Raw genomic sequence first — 18,704 nt, 5'->3', positions numbered from 1 at the left:
CCCCGTCCCGCCCGCACACCATGCCCCTGTCCGACCTGACCGGCTTCGTCGCCGCCGCCCTCACCACCGTCAGCTTCCTGCCCCAGGCCTGGCACACCTTCCGCACGCGCGACGTGCGGGGCATCTCGCTGGCCATGTACAGCCTGTTCACGCTGGGCGTGGCGCTGTGGCTGGTCTACGGCCTGATGGTCGGCGCCTGGCCCGTGGTGGCGGCCAATGCGGTCACGCTGGCGCTGGCGGCCACCATCCTGGTGATGAAGCTGCGCTACCGCTGAAGTCCAGCGGACACCGCCCAAGAAAAAACCGGCCGCCAGGGCCGGTTTTTTTCATGCGAAGACCCTGCGGCTCACCAGCGCGCGCGCAGCTTGTCGTAGGCGTAGTTGCCGAACAGGCGCTGGCCCGCCGGGGTCATGTAGACGCGGTCGGCGAACAGCGTGGTGTTGTAGTTCACGCCCGAGGCGATGGTCGAGGAGGTGCACAGCGACGAGTTGGCCTCACCCGTGCCCGTGCCTATGCCCACGCCGGCGTCGATGGAGGCGCCGGCACAGGCCTCGACCGCCGCCTCGGCCGCGGTGATGGCGGGGTTGCGGTCGGGCGAGTTGGCCGGGTCGGTCAGGCCGTAGCCGCCGGGCGTGGCCGTCACCAGGTTGAAGTACAGGGCCGCGTCGACGTAGAGCACGTTGGCGCCGAGGTCGTTGATCGCGACCAGCAGGCCGTTGTTGAACTCGGTGCTCAGCGTGCGCAACAGGTCGCGCTGGCCGGTCTCTATGGCCCAGCGCGACTGGCCCAGGTTGTAGGAGCCGACCACGATCACGTACTTGGCGCCGGCGGTGACCAGGCGGCGCGCCTGGGCGCCGAGCTCGCGGCCGGCCTGGTTGAGGTTGGCGGCCTTGGTGGCGTTGTCGGTGCCGGTCGAGGCCATCTGCGCGATGATGTCGCCGATGCCGCCCTGCACCAGCACCACGTCGTTGGCGCCGAAGCTGTTGGCGGCCAGCAGGGCGTCGACCTGGGCCGTGATGCTGGCTGCGCTGCCGCCCACCGCATCGGTCGCCGAGCTCACGCGGGCATGGGCCTGCGCGTAGCTGCGCCCGCCACTGTTGGAGGCGCTCAGCGTGAGCCCGAAGCGCGAGGCCAACTGCTCGCTCCAGATGTTGACGCTGCCGTCGTTGACGGTGTAGCGCGAGCCGCCCTGCCCCAGGTCGCTGAAGGCGTCGCCCACGGCCAGGAAGCGCGAGGGCGTGAGCGCCGACTCGATGGTGCTCGAGCCGCAAGCCGCCAGCAGGCCGGCCGTGGCGCAGGCCAGCGACAAAAGGACACGACGGGACCAGTTTGCAATCATTCAAATTCTCCGGAATCTTGTCGGGCAGAGTGTAACGAGCCCCGGTGAAGGGCTTGTAAGCGAAGGCACGGGCAGGCGTCGGGGACGCGGCTCAGGCCGCGGCCGCGCGCCGCAGCCGGTCGCGCACGCCCTCCCATTCGGGGGTGTCGGGCGGCGCCTCGACCCAGATCAGCCGCACGCCCTGGTCGTCCAGCGCGCGCAGCACGGCGAACAGTTCCTGCGCGGCGGCTGCCGCATCCTCGGGCATGCGGCGCAGGATCACGCCGGCCGAGGGGCTTTTCAGCGGCACGCGCGCATAGACCGCCAGCCGGGCGGCCTCGCGCCCCAGCAGATCCAGGCCGTCCTGCAGGGCGCGCGCGTCCATCAGGCGCAGCTTGGCGCTGGGCGCGTAATGCGCCTCCAGCGTGCCCGAGGCGCGCGGATCGGGCGCCTGCAGCTCGTCCTGGCTGCGCAGGCGCTGGCCGCAGGCGGCCTCGACCTGGGCCCGGCCGATCTGGCCGGGGCGCAGCAGCACCGGCACGCCGCGCGTGCAGTCGACGATGGTGGACTCTATGCCGACCTGGCAGGCGCCGCCGTCGAGCACCAGCAGCGCGTCGCCGAACTCATCGCGCACATGGGCGGCCGTGGTCGGGCTGACGCGGCCGAAGCGGTTGGCGCTGGGCGCGGCCAGGCCGTGCAGGCCCTGGGCCGCGCAGGCTTTCAGCAGGGCCCGCGCCACCGGGTGGGCGGGGCAGCGCAGGCCGATCGAGTCCTGGCCGCCGGCCGCGGCCTGGCCCACGCCAGGGCGGCGCGGCAGGATCAGCGTGAGCGGGCCGGGCCAGAAGGCCTGGATCAAGCGCTGCGCGAAATCCGGCAGCTGGGCCGCGAAATGCGCCACACCCTCGGCGTCGGCCACGTGCACGATCAGCGGATGGTCGGCAGGGCGGCCCTTGGCCGCGAAGATCCTGGCCACGGCCACGTCGCTGGCCGCGTCGGCCGCCAGGCCGTAGACGGTCTCGGTGGGCAGGCCCAGCAGCTCGCCGGCGCGCAGCGCCTGCACGGCGGCCGCGATGGCCTCGTCCGATTCGCCGGGGAGAATCATCGCGGCGCCATTTAGAAGGCTTCCAGGCCGAGCAGGTCCGCCACGCGCAGCGCCGTGACCTTGACCACGTCGACGCTGGCGCCGGTGATGCTGAGGTGGCCCATCTTGCGGCCGGGGCGCGCGCCGAGCTTGCCGTACAGGTGCAGGTGCACGCCGGGCAGGGCCAGCACCTCGCGCCAGGCCGGCGTGATGGGCTGGCCTTGGGCGTCGAACCAGAGGTCGCCCAGCAGGTTGAGCATGATGGCCGGGCTGTGCTGGCGCGGCTGGGCCAGCGGCAGGCCGGCCAGGGTGCGCACCTGCAGGTCGAACTGCGAGCAGTCGCAGGCGTCTATCGTGTAATGGCCGCTGTTGTGCGGGCGCGGCGCCATCTCGTTGACCACCAGGCTGCCGTCCTCGAGCACGAAGAACTCGACGCACAGCACGCCCACGTAATTCAGGCCCTCGGCGATCGCGCGCGTGGCGGCCACCGCGCGCTGCGCCAGCGCGTCGGGCAGGTTGCCCTCGTAGACCTCGGTCACGGCCAGGATGCCGCCACGGTGCAGGTTGCGCTGGGCCGGGAAGTTGACCATGGCGCCGTCGGCGCCGCGCGCCACGATGACCGAGCATTCGGCGGCCAGCGGCAGCATCTTCTCGAGCACGCAGGGCACCTGATTGAGCTCGCCCCAGGCAGCGGCGAGCTCGGCGCGCGTGGCCACGCGCAGCTGGCCCTTGCCGTCGTAGCCCATGCGCGCGGTCTTGAGGATGCCGGGCAGCAGGCCGCCCTCGACCGCGGCCAGCTGCTCGGGCGTCTCGATCAGGGCATAGGGCGCCACCGGCACGCCGCAGCGCACGAAATGCGCCTTCTCGCGCGCGCGGTCCTGGGCCACGGCCACGGCCTCGGCCCCCGGCGCCACCCAGCGCTGCGCGGCCAGGCCTTGCAGCGCCGGCGCGGGCACGTTCTCGAACTCGGTGGTGATGGCGGCCGAGCGCTGGATCAGCTGCTCCAGGCCATGCGGGTCGAGGTAGTCGGTGCGGATGTGGAAATGCGCCGCCAGGCCGGCCGGGCTGTTCGGGTCGGGGTCCAGCACCGCCGTGAAATAGCCCATGGCCTGGGCCGCGTGCACGAACATGCGGCCGAGCTGGCCGCCGCCCATCACGCCCAGCGTGGCCGGCTGGCCGCCCGCCAGCGCGCCAGGAAGAATCACGCCGCTCATCATGTCGCCGCGCATCAAGCGGCTCCCACCGGCGGCAGCGTCATGGCGCGGGCCGCCTCGGTCTGCTCGGCGCGGAAGGCCTCGAGCCGCGCGCGCAGCGCCGGGTCTTCGTTGGCCAGCAGGGCCACGGCGAACAGCGCGGCGTTGGCCGCGCCGGCCGCGCCGATCGCGAAAGTGGCCACCGGCACGCCCTTGGGCATCTGCACGATGCTGTGCAGCGAGTCCACGCCCTGCAGGTGGCGGCTGGCCACCGGCACGCCCAGCACCGGCACCACGGTCTTGGCGGCGATCATGCCCGGCAGGTGGGCCGCGCCGCCCGCGCCGGCGATGATGGCCTTGAGCCCGCGCCCAGAGGCGGCCTCGGCGTAGGCGAACATGTCGTCGGGCATGCGGTGCGCCGAGACCACGCGCGCTTCGTGCGCGACGCCGAACTGTTGGAGAATCTGGACTGCGTGCTGCATGGTGTCCCAGTCGGAACTGGAGCCCATGACGACGCCGATGAGCGCTTGAGTCATTGAGTGCTTTTCGAAGAATCGCTGAATTTTAAGGTTTCCACCATGATTGACGTCACCGTCCAAAACTTCGAAGCCGAGGTGATCGCTGCCTCCATGACCACCCCGGTGCTGGTGGACTTCTGGGCGCCCTGGTGCGGCCCCTGCAAGGCGCTGGGCCCGCTGCTGGAAAAACTCGAGACCGCCTACGAGGGCCGTTTCAAGCTGGTCAAGATCAACTCCGACGACGAACAGCAGCTGGCCGCGGCTTTCGGCATACGCAGCATCCCGACCTGCGTGCTGATGAAGAACGGCCAGCCGGTCGACGGCTTCATGGGCGCCGTGCCCGAGGGCAAGCTGCGCGAGTTCCTGGACAAGCACCTGCCCGGCGAGCACGAATTGGCCGCCGAAGCCGACGCCCAGGAGGCGCAGGAGCACCTGGCCTCGGGCGACACGGAAAGCGCCCAGGCCCGCCTGGCCGGCGCGCTGGCCACCGACCCGGGCAACGACGACATCCGCTACGACTACGTCAAGCTGCTGATCGGCACCGGTCAGCTGGGCGAGGCAGCCGGCGCGCTGGCGCCGGCGCTGGCGCAGATCCCGGTGGCGCTGCGCTTCGAGGCCCTGGCCCAGTGGCTCAACGCCATGGAGTTCGCCACCACCGACCCGCGCGGCCGCTGGAGCCAGGCGCAGTTCGACGACAGGATCGCCGAGAACAAGCGCGACTTCGAGACCCGCTTCGCCAAGAGCCGCGTGCTGATGGCGCACGGCGAGTGGACGGCCGCCATGGACGAGCTGCTCGAAATCATCATGCGCGACAAGAAATGGGACGAGGAGGCGCCGCGCAAGACCTTCGTCGCCATCCTCGAGCTGCTGGCGCCGCCCCGCCCCAAGGCCAGCGCCGAGGCCGGCGGCAAGAGCACCGGTGGCATCGAGCTGATGGGCAAGAGCGCCGTGCAGGAAGACCCGCAGTCCGCCCTGGTCTCGGCCTACCGGCGCAAGCTCAGCATGATGCTGAACTGAGCCTCACAAGCACCGCTCTGACGCGTCACCCGGGACTTATACTTCCTTTTTAAAAATGGAAGTATAAATGCCCAGTTTGTACACCGAGATGTCGGCAGCGGCGCAGGCCGCATTTGCCGGGCTCGATACGGCAGCCCGCCAGCGCGAAGTCGATCGATGCGTCGCCGACTTGCCGGGGGGGTTCACCCGCAAGCTGGTCAACGGCAGGACCTACTGGTACTACCAGGCCAAGTCGCCGGATGGCGCGCCCTTGCAGACCTATGTAGGGCCTGACGACGCGACGACGCGCGCGCTCATAGCCGCACACAAGAGCGGCGTCCATGCGCAAGCCGACCAGAACATGCTGCGCGCGGCGCGCGCGGCCGTGGAACTGGGCTGCGCCCAGGTGCCGCTCAAACACGGGCGGGTGATCAGCCGGCTCGGCGACCACGGTTTTTTCCGCGCGGGGGGCATTCTGGTCGGCACCCATGCCTTCATGGCCTACCAGAACCTGTTGGGCGTGGCCTGGCAGGGCAGCGCCATGACGCTGGACCTGGACTTCGACCATGCCGGACGGAATGTCTCGATCGCCTTGCGGCCGGGGATCAAGATCGACACGCGCAAGGCGATCGAGTCACTGGAAATGGGATTCATGCCCATCCAGAGCCAGACGACCTACAAGAAGGCGGACGAGCCCGACTTCGACATCGACTTCCTGACCGCGATGGGCAGGACGGGCGACGCCCCGGTCCATGTCGCATCGCTGAACGTGACGCTGCAGCCGCTCAGGTTCATGGAGTTGTCGCTGGAGGACCCTCTCACGACGACCCTGCTCTGGCGCAACGGCCCCGTGGTCGTCAATCTGCCCCGCCCCCAGCGTTACGCCGTGCACAAGCTGCTGGTTTACGGAGAGCGGCCGCAGAACATGCGCACCAAGGCCGTCAAGGACCTGGCCCAGGCGGCCGCCCTGATGGACTACTTGCTGGACATGGATCTGGCACTCATCCAGGAGGCCTGGCAAGACGCCCTGTCCCGCGGCAAGGGATGGCAAAGCCGGATGGAAGAAGGCTTCAGCGCGCTCTGCCGGCAGTACGAAGCCTTGAACTTTCGCCAGCGCCTCGCGGTGGGCGCCGCATAAGCCCCTGCCCAGGCAGGCCCGGCGCGGCGACTGGCCGCGCTCAAGCGGTGAGCCGCTGCAGCGCCTCGCGGTACTTGGCGGCGGTCTTCTCGATCACCTCGCGCGGCAGGCGCGGCGCGGGGGCGGTCTTGTCCCAGGGCTTGCCGCCGACCTGGGCCTGCTCCAGCCAGTCGCGCAGGAACTGCTTGTCGTAGCTCGGCGGGTTGCTGCCCTCGGCGTAGCTCTGGTCATAGGATTCCTGGGGCCAGTAGCGCGAGGAGTCGGGCGTCAGCACCTCGTCCATCAGCACCAGGGTGCCGTCGGCGTCGAGGCCGAATTCGAACTTGGTGTCGGCGATGATGATGCCCTTCTTGGCCGCGATCTCGGCCGCCGCCTTGTAGATGGCGATGCTGATGTCACGGATGCGGCCCGCCAGGTCGGCACCAATCATTTCCACCGTGCGCTCGAAGCTGATGTTCTCGTCGTGCTCGCCCACGGCCGCCTTGGCCGCCGGCGTGTAGATCGGCTCGGGCAGCTTGCTGGCGTTCTTCAGCCCGGGCGGCAGCGGCACGCCGCAGACCGACTGGCCCTGCTGGTACTCCTTCCAGCCGCTGCCGGCCAGGTAGCCGCGCACCACGGCCTCCACGGGAATCGGCTTGAGGCGCTTGACCAGCATGGCGCGGCCCTGGACCTGGGGCAGGTCGTCGGGCGTGACCACGCTCTCGGGCGCCTCGCCGGTCAGGTGGGTGGGGCAGAGGTTCAGGCCCTTGGGGCCGAGCTTGTCGAACCAGAACAGCGTCATCTGCGTGAGCAGCTCCCCCTTGCCGGGAATCGGTTCGCCCATGATCACGTCGAAGGCGCTGATGCGGTCGGAGGCGACCATCAGGATGCGGTCGTCGCCCACCGCGTAGTTGTCGCGCACCTTGCCGCGCGCGAGCAGCGGCAGGGAGGTCAGGGACGAGGTGTGCAGGGCAGAAGTCATGGGCGGGCTCACGAGAGGGCTGCAATGAAAAAGCCCGTCGAACAGTCAACGGGCTTGCCGATTATCGCAAGACTGCGAAAGGGACTGTTACACCCTCAGTTCACCAGCTGGGCCAGCTCGCCCTTGGCGTACTTGGCGGCCATGACCTGCAGGCTCGCGCCCTTGATCTTGGCGCCCTGGCCTTCGCAGCCGAACTCGAGGTAGCGCGCCTTGCAGACCTGCTTGGCGGCCTCGCGCGCCGGCTTGAGCCATTCGCGCGCGTCGAACTTCTCGGGGTTCTCGGCCAGGAACTTGCGCACCGCCCCGGTCATGGCCAGGCGGATGTCGGTGTCGATGTTGATCTTGCGCACACCGTACTTGATGGCTTCCTGGATCTCCTCGACCGGCACGCCGTAGGTCTCCTTCATCTTGCCGCCGTACTGGTTGATGACGGCCAGCAGCTCCTGCGGCACGCTCGACGATCCGTGCATCACCAGGTGGGTGTTCGGGATGCGGGCGTGGATTTCCTTCACGCGGCTGATCGCCAGGATGTCGCCGGTGGGCTTGCGCGAGAACTTGTAGGCGCCGTGGCTGGTGCCGATGGCGATCGCCAGGGCGTCGAGCTGGGTGGCCTTGACGAACTGGGCCGCCTCCTCGGGGTCGGTCAGTAGGGCCGAGTGGTCCAGCTTGCCGACGGCGCCTATGCCGTCTTCCTCGCCGGCCTCGCCGGTCTCCAGCGAGCCCAGGCAACCGAGCTCGCCCTCGACCGTGACGCCGACCTTGTGCGCCATGTCCACCACCTTGCGCGTCACGTCGACGTTGTAGTCGAACGAGGCCGGGGTCTTGCCGTCCTCGCGCAGCGAGCCGTCCATCATGACCGAGCCGAAGCCCAGGTCGATCGCGCCCTGGCAGATCGCCGGGCTCTGGCCATGGTCCTGGTGCATGACCAGCGGAATCTGGGGATAGGCTTCGACGGCGGCCTGGATCAGGTGCTTGATGAAGGCCTCGCCTGCGTACTTGCGCGCGCCGGCGCTGGCTTGCAGGATCACCGGCGCGCCGGTCTCCTTGGCAGCCTCCATGACGGCCTGGACCTGCTCCAGGTTGTTGACGTTGAAAGCCGGAATGCCGTAGCCGTTGGCCGCCGCATGGTCCAGCAGCTCGCGCATCGAAACGAGTGCCATGTGATGATCCCAGAGAGTTGAAAGTCGGATGAAAGCCGCCCAGGCGGCCCGTAACCGCCTGGTAACTCCCGGATTTTAAACGGTGCGCCCGGCGCGCGGGGGCAGGGCAGCACTCAGCCGACGCGGCAGACCTTGAGCATGTTGGTGCCGCCCGGCGCGCCCATGGGCTCGCCGCAGGTGATGGCGTAGACGTCGCCGGTCTGCACGATGCCGCGCGCCTTGAGGTGGCGCTCGGCCTGGCTCAGCGCCGTGTCGCGGTCGGCGCTGGTGTCCATCAGCAGCGGGCGCACGTTGCGGAAGATGGCCATCTTGCGCTGGGTCGCGAGCTTGGGCGTCAGCGCGTAGATCGGGATGCGGATGCGGTGGCGGCTCATCCACAGCGGCGTCGAGCCCGAATCGGTCAGCGCCACGATGGCCTTGGCGTCCAGGTGGTGGGCGGTGAACAGCGCGCCCATGGCGATGGCCTGGTCGATGCGGCTGAAGGTCTGGCCGGTGAAGTCGGCGTCGATCTCCACATGCTCGGCCCCTTCGGCCGCCTCGCAGATCTTGGCCATCTCCTGCACCGTCTCCAGCGGGTACTTGCCGGCCGCGGTCTCGGCGCTCAGCATCACCGCGTCGGTGCCGTCGAGCACGGCGTTGGCCACGTCGCTGACCTCGGCGCGCGTGGGCACCGGGTTGGTGATCATGCTCTCCATCATCTGCGTGGCCGTGATCACCACCTTGTCGTGCACATGGGCCAGCTTGATCATGCGCTTTTGCAGCGCCGGCACGGCCGCGTTGCCGACCTCCACGGCCAGGTCGCCGCGCGCCACCATGATGCCGTCGCTGGCCTTGAGGATCTCCTCGAGCAGCGGAATCGCCTCGGCGCGCTCGATCTTGGCGATCAGGCCGGGCCGGTGGCCGTATTGCTCGGCGGCCACGTTGCACAGCTGGCGCGCCATGGCCATGTCGGTGGCGTTCTTGGGGAAGCTCACCGCCACGTAGTCGGCCTGGAAGCTCATCGCGGTCTTGATGTCCTCCATGTCCTTGGCCGTCAGCGCCGGCGCCGTCAGGCCGCCGCCCTGCTTGTTGATGCCCTTGTTGTTCGACAGCTCGCCACCGAGCTTGACCGTGGTGTGGACCTGCTCGCCACGCACCGCGTCCACCGTCAGCACGATCAGGCCGTCGTTGAGCAGCAGCATGTCGCCGGCCTTGACGTCGCGCGGCAGCTCCTTGTAGTCCAGGCCCACGCCGGTCAGGTCGCCCGGCTCGGCGCGCGAGGCGTCGAGCACGAACTTGGCGCCCGGCTCCAGCATCACCTTGCCCTCGGCGAACTTGCCGACGCGGATCTTGGGGCCCTGCAGGTCGGCCATGATGGCGACCTCGCGCCCAGCGCGCTGCGAGGCCTCGCGCACCAGGCGGGCGCGGTCGATGTGGTCCTGCGCCTTGCCGTGGCTGAAGTTGAGCCGCACCACGTTGACGCCGGCCCGGATCATGGCCTCCAGCAGGGCGGGGTCGCTCGACGCGGGGCCGAGGGTGGCGACGATTTTGGTGGCGCGACGTGGCATGGAAAGGGGTCTCCTGTAACTAAGTTCCGGATTCTCACACGGAAACGGTTACAGCCAGGGTACAGAACAAAGCCCCTGGCCGCGCCAAGGCATCGCCGCGGCGGCCGGCCGCAGACATGGCTGGGCCTGCCCCGCCCCGCACCCGGCCGGGCGCCAATGCCGCGAAAACGGCCCCGGGCCTGGCTCTGCGGCCCCAACCCGACCGCCCCGCCGGGCCGGATCGACGCCCCGGGAACCGGCCGCCCGCCGCCCATTCCATGTGAAATGGTCAAGGCTCTTGTCACCAAAGGCGCAGCGATCCTGCTCGTCACGGCCCGGGGCCGCATCGGCGCGGGCCGGCACGGGCCGGTCAATCGGCGCATGTTTGATCCTGGTCAGAGTCCATGGCCCCGCCCCCCGGTAGCATCCCCGGCATCACTTTCCGCCTCCGTCGCGCCGGCGCGCGGCCGCAGCTGCGGGGACATCCCGCGGCGCCACATCCCTTCCATCCGTACCGACCTTCATGATGCCGACCCTCGCCCCGATCCCGGCCGACCAGCCGCTGCCGCACCGCAAGACCCTGCGCGAATGGCTGATCCCCCTGTCCACCCGCACCACGGCCTGGGCCCTGCTGCTGCTGGCCTTCGACTACACGCTGCTGCTCGCCGCCTTCGCCGGCACGGTGCTGCTCCATGCTTGGTGGGCCAAGGCGCTGTGCGGCCTGGCCGCGGGCTTCGTGACCGGCCGCCTGTTCATCATCGGCCACGACGCCTGCCACCAGAGCCTGACGCCGCACCGCGGGCTCAACCGCTGGCTGGGCCGCATCGCCTTCCTGCCCTCGCTCACGCCCTACAGCCTGTGGGACGTGGGCCACAACGTGGTGCACCACGGCTACACCAACCTCAAGGGCGTGGACTTCGTCTGGGCGCCGCTCACGCGCGAGGAATACGCGGCGCTTCCGCCGCTGCAGCGCGGGCTCAACCGCCTCTATCGCAGCGGCTGGGCGCCCGGCCTCTACTACTTCGTCGAGATCTGGTGGAAGAAGATGTACTTCCCCAACCGCACGCAGATGCCCACGCGCCGCCCCATTTTCGTGAAGGACGGCCTGCTGGTCAGCGCCTTCGCCCTGCTCTGGGCCGGCGGCCTGGTGGCCGGCGCGCTGGCCGCCGGGCAGTCGCTGGCCCTGGTGCTGGCCACCGGCTTCGCCCTGCCCTTTTTGTTCTGGAACTCGATGATAGGCTTCGTGGTCTACGTGCACCACACCCATGTCAAGGTGTCCTGGCACGAGGACAAGGCCGCCTGGGCCAAGGCCCAGCCCTTCGTCTCGACCACCGTGCACCTGACCTTCCCGTTCAGGATAGGCGCGCTGCTGCACCACATCATGGAGCACACGGCGCACCACGTGGACATGAGCATTCCGCTCTACCGCCTCAAGCAAGCCCAGGCCCGGCTGGAGGAGCTGCTGCCCGCGCGCATCATCGTCCAGCCCTTCTCCTGGCGCTGGTACTTCGAGACCGCGCGCCAATGCAAGCTCTACGACTTCAGGCGCCGCTGCTGGACCGACTACCGCGGGCGGCCGACCAGCGCGCGGCGGCCGCAGATTGCGTAATCGCCAAGCCCAAGGACAAAGGGGCGGCGCCCGGCAGGCGCCGCCCCTTTCTTGCCTCGGCCCGACGGCCCGTCAGCCCGCGGCGCGCTTTTGCAGGATCTCGAAGGCCGGCAAGGTCTTGCCCTCCAGCACCTCGAGGAAGGCGCCGCCGCCGGTGGAGATGTAGCCGACCCGCTTGTCGATGCCGTACTTGGCAATCGCGGCCAGGGTGTCGCCGCCGCCGGCGATGCTGAAGGCCTGGGATTCGGCAATCGCCTGGGCAATCACCTTGGTGCCGTTCTCGAAGGCCGGGAACTCGAACACGCCCACCGGGCCGTTCCAGACGATGGTGCCGGCGGCCTTGAGCTGCTCGGCCAGGCGAGCCGCGGTGTGCGGGCCTATGTCCAGGATCAGGTCGTCGTCTTCGACTTCGGTGGCCAGCTTGACGCTGGCCGGCGCGTCGGCCGCGAACTGCTTGGCGCAGACCACGTCGGTCGGGATCGGCACCTCGGCGCCGCGCGCGCGCATGGCATCGATCACCGCCTTGGCCTCGCCCACCAGGTCCGGCTCGGCCAGGCTCTTGCCGATCTTGAGGCCGGCGGCCAGCATGAAGGTGTTGGCGATGCCGCCGCCGACGATCAGCTGGTCCACGTTCCTGGCCAGGCTTTGCAAGATGGTCAGCTTGGTCGAGACCTTGGAGCCGGCCACGATGGCGGCCAGCGGGCGCTTCGGGTTCGCCAGGGCCTTGCTGATCGCGTCGATCTCGGCCGCCAGCAGCGGGCCGGCGCAGGCGATGGGCGCGTACTGCGCGATGCCGTAGGTCGTGCCCTCGGCGCGGTGCGCGGTGCCGAAGGCGTCGTGCACAAAGATGTCGCACAGCGCGGCCAGCTTGCGCGCCAGCTCCTCGCTGTTCCTCTTCTCGCCCTTGTTGACGCGGCAGTTCTCGAGCAGCACGACCTGGCCCGGCGCGACCTGCACGCCGTCGACCCAGTTCGCGAGCAGCGGGACCTCGCGTCCGAGCAGCTCGCCCAGGCGCTGGGCCACCGGGGCCAGCGAGTCCTCGGGCTTGAACTCGCCCTCGGTCGGGCGGCCCAGGTGCGAGGTCACCATGACGGCCGCGCCGGCGTCCAGCGCCATCTGTATGCAGGGTACCGAGGCACGGATGCGCGTGTCCTCGGTGATGCGTCCCGCATCGTCCTGCGGGACGTTGAGGTCGGCGCGGATGAACACGCGTTGGCCGCGGGCTTTGCCCTGGGCGCAGAGGTCGGAGAAGCGGATGACGTTCATGGGGGGCGCTCGGAAAGGAATGGGGGGAGGGTTCGCCCGCCATTTTAGAAGCCGCCCCGCCGGCGCGGGTTACCAACCGAGTCCGAGATGCAGGGGCAGGTAGACCGCCATGCCGGCCAGGATGGTGAGGAACACGTCGCGCCGCCAGTAGAAGGCCGCAGCGCCGGCCATGGCGGCGAACAGGCGCGCGTCCTGCCAGGTGGCGACCAGCCGGCCCTGGGTCATCACCACCTCGGGCACGACGACGGCCGCCAGCGCCGCGATCGGCGCGTACTGCAGGCCGCGCTGGGCCCAGGGCGGCAGGCTCCAGGGCTTGCTCGTGATGAAGAAGAAGCAGCGCGCGAGCACCGTGACGCCGGCCAGGGCCACGATCACCGCCACGCTCCAGAGGTCGGTGCCCCCGCTCATGTCGTCGCCCGCCCCTGCGCCGCCGGCGGCTGGGGCTTCTCGAGCGCGAGGCACAGCAGCACCGCGGCCGCGATCGCAACCACGATGTTGAGCTTGAGCGGCAGCGCGTAGGCTAGCACGGCCGCGACGCCGGCCACGCCGGCCGAGACCACACGCAGCCGCGTGCTGGCCAGCGAGCAAAGAATGCCCAGCAGGCACAGAATGCCGGCAAAGCCCAGGCCCCAGGAGGTGGGGATGAAGTTGGCCAGCGCGATGCCGACCAGGCTGGCCAGCATCCAGCTGCCCCAGTTGACCAGGCAGTTGCCCGACAGGTAGGCCTCCTGCACCAGATGCTCGGCGGCGCTGCGGCCGGGATGCGGGAAGCGGCGCGTGAACAGCACGTAGCTGATGTCGGTCGTGAGATAGCCGTGCGCCAGGCGCTGGCGCAGCGGCAGGTGCATGAGGTAGGGCCGCAGGTGCAGGCTGAACACCACGAAGCGCAGGTTGACGCAAAAACCCGCGGCCAGGATCACCCAGGCCGGCGCGCCGGCCACCAGCAGGGGGATGGCCGCCAGCTGCGAGCTGCCGGCGAACACCAGCAGCGTCATCAGCACCGCCTCGAACACGCTCATGCCCGACTTGAGCATAGCCACGCCGGTCATCAGCCCCCAGGCGGCCACGCCCGGGGCCTGCGGCAGCATGGCCCGCATGCCGACACCGAACTCGGGATGGGTGTGGATCGCGCGCCGCCAGAACATCAGTGCGCCCGGGTCTCGAAGCGCTGGCCGGCCTGCAGCGCAAAGCCGCGCAGGAACTCGCCCACCGGCAGGCGCTTGCCGCCGGGGCGCTGCAATTCCAGCAGATTGAGCACGCCGTCGCCGCAGGCCACGCGCACGCCGCCGGCATCTGCCGACAGGACGGTGCCGGGCGCCTGGCCGGGCGACGAGGCTGCCTGGTCCGCCTCGGCACGCCAGAGCTTGATCAGGTCCGGCCCCAGCTGGGCCTGGGCCCCGGGAAAAGGGTCGAAGGCCCGGATGCGCCGCTCGATCTGCGCCACGGGCAGGGTCCAGTCGAGCGCGGCCTCGGCCTTCTCTATCTTGTGCGCGTAGTTCACGCCTTCGGCGGGCTGCTTGAGCGGCCGCAGGCCGCCGCAGGCCGCCAGCTCCAACGCCTCCACGATCAGGCGACCGCCCAGGTCGGCAAGCTTGTCGTGCAGGCCGGCCGTCGTGTCGCCGGCCGCGATGGGCAGCGCCTGCATGAGCAGCATGTCGCCGGTGTCCAGCCCCGCGTCCATCTGCATGATGGTCACGCCGGTCTCGGCGTCACCGGCCTCGATCGCGCGGTGGATGGGCGCGGCGCCGCGCCAGCGCGGCAGCAGGGAAGCATGGATGTTCAAACATCCAAGCCTCGGCAGGTCCAGTACCCACTGCGGCAGGATCAGCCCGTAGGCCGCAACCACCATGGCGTCGGCCCGCGCCGCCAGCAGGGCCTCGCGCGCGGCGGCCGCGTCCTCGGGGTACTTGCCGTCCAGGCGCAGGCTGCGCGGCTGGGCCACCGGCATGCCGTGCTCGAGCGCGAACTGCTTGACCGGCGAGGCCTGCAGCTTCATGCCGCGCCCGGCCGGGCGGTCGGGCTGAGTCAGGACCAGGGGGATCTCGAAACCCGCGGCGTGCAGGCGCTGCAGGGCCACGCGGGCGAACTCGGGCGTTCCGGCAAAGACGATTCTCAAGATGACGGGCTTTCAGCGGCGCTCAGGAAACTCGCGCGGCTCGGGCTCGATTTCCTCGGTGATCAGCCATTTGCGCACCACGCCCGAGGGGTCCAGATGCAGGTGCAGGCGGCGAAAACCGAAGCCGCTGACATCCCGGTAGCGGTAGGTCCAGACCACGCCGTCGAACAACGCCACGCGCTCGAGCAGGGCGGGCTTGCCGAACATCAGCTCCACGTCGCGCGCGGTCCAGCGGTCGATCTGGATGCGGCCGAACTTGCCCGGATCCAGCGTCTGCTCGACACGCACCAGGCGGCCAGTGGCGTCGAAGTCGAGGTTGTGCACCTGGATGCCGGCGGGCTGCTGCGAGTACTGCAGGCGCTCGCCGTCGGGCAGGGCATAGCGGGCCGTGGGCTTGCCCAGGCGCGACAGCACGTCGGCGCGCGGGGCGCCCGGCTTCTCCCATTGCGGCGCGGCGCAGCCGACCAGCAGCATCGCCAGCGCCAGTCCAGCGAGCTGCAACGCGCGGCGGGCGGTGCCGGCCCTCACGGCCGCGCCTCCTCCCGCAGCTGCTTGAGCAGCTTGGACTTGATGCGGTTGCGCTTGAGCGGGGACAGGTAGTCGACGAAGACCTTGCCCATCAGGTGGTCCATCTCGTGCTGGATGCAGACGGCCAGCAGGCCCTCGGCCGGGATGCTGCGCGACTGGCCCTCGCCGTCCAGGGCGCTGACCGTGACGGCCGCCGCCCGCTCCACGCCGTCGTAGACGCCGGGCACCGACAGGCAGCCCTCGTCGCCGCGCAGCCGCTCGGCGCTGCCCCAGGTGATCTCGGGGTTGATCAGCACCATGGGCTCGTTGCGCTGCTCCGACACGTCGATCACGATCAGGCGCTCGTGCACGTCGACCTGGGTGGCCGCCAGGCCTATGCCATGGGCCTCGTACATGGTCTCGAACATGTCGGCGATCAGCGCCCGGATGCGCGCGTCCACCGCCTGCACGGGTTGGGCCACCTTGTGCAGCCGGGGGTCGGGATAGCGAAGAATGGGAAGCAGGGCCATGGCGTCAGGTCGAAGATGTCGTTATTTTCGCTACTTTTCGCCGCGGCTGCCGGCCTGGGGCCGATTCTTCTTTGCCCGATCAGGGTCTTGGGCGCAGAATTCAAAGTCGATTCTCAAGATTGACCGCAGGGGGCCCACACAAGCCATGAAGCACCGTCATCCCGCAGACCTCTATGCCAAGGCCGCCGCGGCGGCGCTGCTGAGCACCGCGCTGGCCGGCCCGCCCGCCGCGGCCCAGAACTACCCCATCACCCCCGCCCAGCGCGCCACGGCGCAGCAGGTGGCGCAGGCCGGGGTGCCGCTGTCCGAGCTGGCGCCGAACGCGCCGGATCAGCACCGGGTGCGGCGCGGCGACACGCTGTGGGACATCTCCAGCCTGTTCCTCAAGAGCCCCTGGCGCTGGCCCGAGCTCTGGGGCATGAACCTGGACCAGATCCGCAACCCGCACCTGATCTACCCCGGCCAGCTGCTGGTGCTGGAGCGACAGGGCGGCCGTGCCGTGCTGCGCGTGGCCGGCGGCAACGGCAGCGGCGCCGACACCGTCAGGCTGTCGCCGCGCACCCGCGCCGAGCCTCTGGGCGAAGGCGCCCTGCCGACCCTGCAGCCGCACCTGATCGAACCCTTCCTGGCCGAACCCCTGGTGGTCGACGCGACGCAGCTGCAGCAGGCACCGCGCATCGTCGCCACCCAGGAGCACCGCGTGCTGCTCAGCCGCGGCGACCGGGCCTACGTGCGCGGCGACGCCGCCGCCCCCCTGATCGACGGCCAGGGCCAGCCCTCGCGCTTCCGAGTGTTCCGCAGCGCCACGCCGCTGAAGGACCCCGAATCGGGCGAAATCCTGGGCTACGAGGCCCAGTACCTGGGCCAGGCCGAGCTGCGGCGCGGCGAATCCCTGCGCCAAGTCGCGCTGGCGGACGGCCAGACCCGCAGCGACCCGGTGCCCGCCACGGTCGACATCCTCAGCGCCAAGGAGGAGATGCGCACCGGCGACCGCCTGCTGCCCGAGCCGTCGCGCGAGTTCCGCAGCTACGCGCCGCGCGCGCCCATGGCCGCGGTCGAGGCCCGTGTGGTCTCGGTCTACGGCAGCGCCGTGCGCTACGCGGCGCAGAACCAGGTGGTGGTGATCAACCGCGGCACGCGCGACGGCCTGGAAAGCGGCCATGTGCTGGCCCTCCTGAGGGCCGGCGAGCGCGTCGTCGACAAGACCGACCCGGCGCGCACCATGCTGCAGCTGCCCGACGAGCGCAACGGCCTGCTGATGGTGTTCCGCACCTTCGAGCGAGTCTCCTACGGGCTGGTGCTGGACATCGTCGACAGCGTGAAGGTGGGCGACCGGCTGGTCAATCCGCGCTGATGCCGCCGGCCTGCCCGTCGGCCGCTGCGCCGGCCGCGCTGACCCGCGAGGAGCTCGCGGCCTGGCTGCGGCTCACGCTGAGCCCGGGCCTGGGCCCCGGGGCGGTGCGCCGCCTGCTGGCGGCCTTCGGCCTGCCCCAGCAGGTGCTGGCACAGCCGGCCAGCGCGCTGCGCCAGGTCCTCGGGCCGGCCCAGGTCCAGGCCCTGCTGGACGAGGCGCCTGAACTGGCCGAGCTCGCCACGCGCAGCTGGGACTGGCTGCAGGCCGGCGAAGCCGGCGAGGAAGGCGTGGGCCGCCGCATCCTGGTGCTGGGCGACGCCGACTACCCCGCCAGCCTGCTGGCCATCGAGGACCCGCCGCCCATGCTCTACCTGCTGGGCCAGGTCGACCGGCTCGCCATGTTGCGCGGCATCGCGGTGGTCGGCAGCCGCAACCCGACGCCGCAGGGCGCGGCCAATGCGCGGCAGTTCGCCCGTGCCCTGGCCAGCGCCGGACTGTCCGTGGTCTCTGGCCTGGCGCTGGGCGTGGACGGCGCGGCCCACGAGGGCGCGCTCGAAGGTGCCACCCCCGGCCAGCTCGCGACCCTGGCCGTGGTCGGCACCGGCCTGGACCGCGTCTACCCGCGCCAGCACCTGGATCTGGCGCGCCGCATCGCGCGCCAGGGCCTGCTGGTCAGCGAATACCCGCTGGGCACGCCGCCGCTGGCGCCCAACTTCCCGCGCCGCAACCGCCTGATCTCGGGCCTGAGCCAGGGCACGCTGGTGGTCGAGGCGGCGCTGAAGTCGGGCTCGCTGATCACGGCCCGGCTGGCCAGCGAACAGGGGCGCGAGGTGTTCGCCATCCCCGGCTCCATCCACGCGGCCCAGTCGCGCGGCTGCCACGCCCTGATCCGCCAGGGCGCCAAGCTGGTCGAATCGGCGCAGGACGTGCTCGAGGAACTGCGCTGGCCGGTCCCCGCGCCCGAGACTGAGAAACCCCTGCCCGCCACAGGCGCGGACGACCCGCTGTTGACCCTGATGGGGCACGACCCGGTGAGCCTGGACGCGCTGCAGGCGCGCAGCGGCCTGGACACGCCCACGCTCCAGACCCGGCTGCTGACACTGGAGCTCGACGGCGCGGTCGGCCGCCTGCCGGGCGGCCTGTTCCAGCGCCTGGCCAGCGCTTGAGGCCGGCCCCTAAAGGCGCCGGAACTTCTAGGCTATATTGGGGCCATGTTTGAAGTGCTCGTGTTCGTCTACGAAAACTACTGGCGAGGCGAGGCATGCCCCGAGCTGCCGCAGCTGGGGCGCAAGCTCAGCGCCGCCGGCTTCGACCCGGACGAGATCCAGCAGGCCCTGGCCTGGCTGAACGGTCTGAACCTGGCGGCCCGCGACACGCGGCTGGCCGACGGCGCGGCGCCCGAGCGCACCGGCATCCCCCTGACTCAGACCC

General features: G+C 70.4%; 20 protein-coding genes. 7 read left to right on the top strand and 13 right to left on the bottom strand.

The window, feature by feature from the left end:
• The first annotated feature begins 20 nt into the window (after positions 1 to 20).
• A complete protein-coding gene (locus FFS10_RS14750; RefSeq protein ID WP_137895229.1) occupies positions 21 to 275 on the top strand; it encodes a SemiSWEET transporter in 255 nt (84 codons plus the stop codon).
• 71 nt (positions 276 to 346) lie between these two features.
• Here the strand turns inward: FFS10_RS14750 and FFS10_RS14745 are convergent, their stop codons facing one another.
• The 4 genes from FFS10_RS14745 to purE all read right to left on the bottom strand — a co-directional run bounded on the left by FFS10_RS14745 (position 347) and on the right by purE (position 4,128).
• A complete protein-coding gene (locus FFS10_RS14745) occupies positions 347 to 1,339 on the bottom strand; it encodes an SGNH/GDSL hydrolase family protein (protein ID WP_137895228.1) in 993 nt (330 codons plus the stop codon).
• Between the two features lie 91 nt (positions 1,340 to 1,430).
• Complete coding sequence (locus tag FFS10_RS14740; protein WP_137895227.1) at positions 1,431 to 2,420, bottom strand: L-threonylcarbamoyladenylate synthase; 990 nt, start codon at positions 2,418 to 2,420, stop codon at positions 1,431 to 1,433.
• 11 nt (positions 2,421 to 2,431) lie between these two features.
• Positions 2,432 to 3,613 (bottom strand): 5-(carboxyamino)imidazole ribonucleotide synthase, encoded by a 1,182-nt coding sequence (locus tag FFS10_RS14735; protein ID WP_137895264.1) that lies wholly within the window; start codon positions 3,611 to 3,613, stop codon positions 2,432 to 2,434.
• A gap of 14 nt (positions 3,614 to 3,627) precedes the next feature.
• The gene (purE, locus tag FFS10_RS14730) at positions 3,628 to 4,128 is read right to left on the bottom strand and encodes a 5-(carboxyamino)imidazole ribonucleotide mutase (protein WP_137895226.1); all 501 of its coding nucleotides are present in this window, start codon (positions 4,126 to 4,128) and stop codon (positions 3,628 to 3,630) included.
• A 42-nt stretch (positions 4,129 to 4,170) separates the two neighbouring features.
• On the opposite strand from purE, the gene trxA reads away from it, so the two are divergent.
• Together trxA and FFS10_RS14720 are read left to right on the top strand one after the other, a co-directional pair.
• Positions 4,171 to 5,127 (top strand): thioredoxin, encoded by a 957-nt coding sequence (gene trxA / locus FFS10_RS14725; RefSeq protein ID WP_137895225.1) that lies wholly within the window; start codon positions 4,171 to 4,173, stop codon positions 5,125 to 5,127.
• Between the two features lie 67 nt (positions 5,128 to 5,194).
• Entirely contained in the window at positions 5,195 to 6,244 is a 1,050-nt protein-coding gene (locus FFS10_RS14720) for a GSU2403 family nucleotidyltransferase fold protein (protein ID WP_137895224.1), read from the top strand.
• A 40-nt stretch (positions 6,245 to 6,284) separates the two neighbouring features.
• On the opposite strand, the gene FFS10_RS14715 is transcribed toward FFS10_RS14720, so the two are convergent.
• The 3 genes from FFS10_RS14715 to pyk all read right to left on the bottom strand — a co-directional run bounded on the left by FFS10_RS14715 (position 6,285) and on the right by pyk (position 9,912).
• Positions 6,285 to 7,205: a phosphoribosylaminoimidazolesuccinocarboxamide synthase gene (locus FFS10_RS14715; protein ID WP_137895223.1), complete on the bottom strand. Its 921-nt coding sequence runs from the start codon at positions 7,203 to 7,205 to the stop codon at positions 6,285 to 6,287.
• 95 nt (positions 7,206 to 7,300) lie between these two features.
• Positions 7,301 to 8,365, bottom strand: a complete 1,065-nt coding sequence (gene fba / locus FFS10_RS14710; protein ID WP_137895222.1) for a class II fructose-bisphosphate aldolase — start codon at positions 8,363 to 8,365, stop codon at positions 7,301 to 7,303.
• Positions 8,366 to 8,478: 113 nt separating this feature from the next.
• On the bottom strand, positions 8,479 to 9,912 hold the full coding sequence (gene pyk / locus FFS10_RS14705; RefSeq protein WP_137895221.1) for a pyruvate kinase: 1,434 nt from the start codon (positions 9,910 to 9,912) through the stop codon (positions 8,479 to 8,481).
• A gap of 502 nt (positions 9,913 to 10,414) precedes the next feature.
• Here pyk and FFS10_RS14700 point away from each other — a divergent pair.
• Positions 10,415 to 11,500, top strand: a complete 1,086-nt coding sequence (locus tag FFS10_RS14700; RefSeq protein ID WP_171016163.1) for a fatty acid desaturase — start codon at positions 10,415 to 10,417, stop codon at positions 11,498 to 11,500.
• Between the two features lie 72 nt (positions 11,501 to 11,572).
• Here FFS10_RS14700 and FFS10_RS14695 read toward each other — a convergent pair whose 3' ends face one another.
• The 6 genes from FFS10_RS14695 to def form a co-directional block, all read right to left on the bottom strand.
• A complete protein-coding gene (locus tag FFS10_RS14695; RefSeq protein ID WP_137895220.1) occupies positions 11,573 to 12,766 on the bottom strand; it encodes a phosphoglycerate kinase in 1,194 nt (397 codons plus the stop codon).
• 69 nt (positions 12,767 to 12,835) lie between these two features.
• Entirely contained in the window at positions 12,836 to 13,174 is a 339-nt protein-coding gene (locus tag FFS10_RS14690) for an AzlD domain-containing protein (protein WP_137895219.1), read from the bottom strand.
• Positions 13,171 to 13,911 carry an AzlC family ABC transporter permease gene (locus FFS10_RS14685; protein WP_137895218.1) on the bottom strand — a complete coding sequence of 247 codons (741 nt, stop codon included), beginning with the start codon at positions 13,909 to 13,911 and terminating at the stop codon, positions 13,171 to 13,173. The genes FFS10_RS14690 and FFS10_RS14685 overlap by 4 nt, the downstream gene beginning before the upstream one ends.
• Positions 13,911 to 14,882, bottom strand: coding sequence for a methionyl-tRNA formyltransferase (gene fmt / locus FFS10_RS14680; protein ID WP_137895217.1), 972 nt, complete (start codon positions 14,880 to 14,882; stop codon positions 13,911 to 13,913). Before fmt ends, FFS10_RS14685 begins: the two co-directional genes overlap by 1 nt.
• A 12-nt stretch (positions 14,883 to 14,894) precedes the next feature.
• The gene (locus FFS10_RS14675) at positions 14,895 to 15,410 is read right to left on the bottom strand and encodes a hypothetical protein (RefSeq protein WP_349654589.1); all 516 of its coding nucleotides are present in this window, start codon (positions 15,408 to 15,410) and stop codon (positions 14,895 to 14,897) included.
• Entirely contained in the window at positions 15,407 to 15,919 is a 513-nt protein-coding gene (def, locus tag FFS10_RS14670; RefSeq protein WP_137895216.1) for a peptide deformylase, read from the bottom strand. Before def ends, FFS10_RS14675 begins: the two co-directional genes overlap by 4 nt.
• A gap of 145 nt (positions 15,920 to 16,064) precedes the next feature.
• On the opposite strand from def, the gene FFS10_RS14665 reads away from it, so the two are divergent.
• The 3 genes from FFS10_RS14665 to FFS10_RS14655 all read left to right on the top strand — a co-directional run.
• Entirely contained in the window at positions 16,065 to 17,273 is a 1,209-nt protein-coding gene (locus tag FFS10_RS14665; protein WP_137895215.1) for a LysM peptidoglycan-binding domain-containing protein, read from the top strand.
• A 38-nt stretch (positions 17,274 to 17,311) separates the two neighbouring features.
• Complete coding sequence (gene dprA / locus FFS10_RS14660; protein ID WP_137895261.1) at positions 17,312 to 18,439, top strand: DNA-processing protein DprA; 1,128 nt, start codon at positions 17,312 to 17,314, stop codon at positions 18,437 to 18,439.
• 45 nt (positions 18,440 to 18,484) lie between these two features.
• Positions 18,485 to 18,704, top strand: a 220-nt coding sequence (locus tag FFS10_RS14655; protein WP_137895214.1) for a DUF494 family protein, incomplete at its 3' end; no start/stop codon positions are given.

This window comes from Ramlibacter sp. 2FC (assembly GCF_005503345.1).
GTDB lineage: Bacteria > Pseudomonadota > Gammaproteobacteria > Burkholderiales > Burkholderiaceae_C > SCMQ01.
This window is presented reverse-complemented; position numbering and strand designations above follow the sequence as displayed.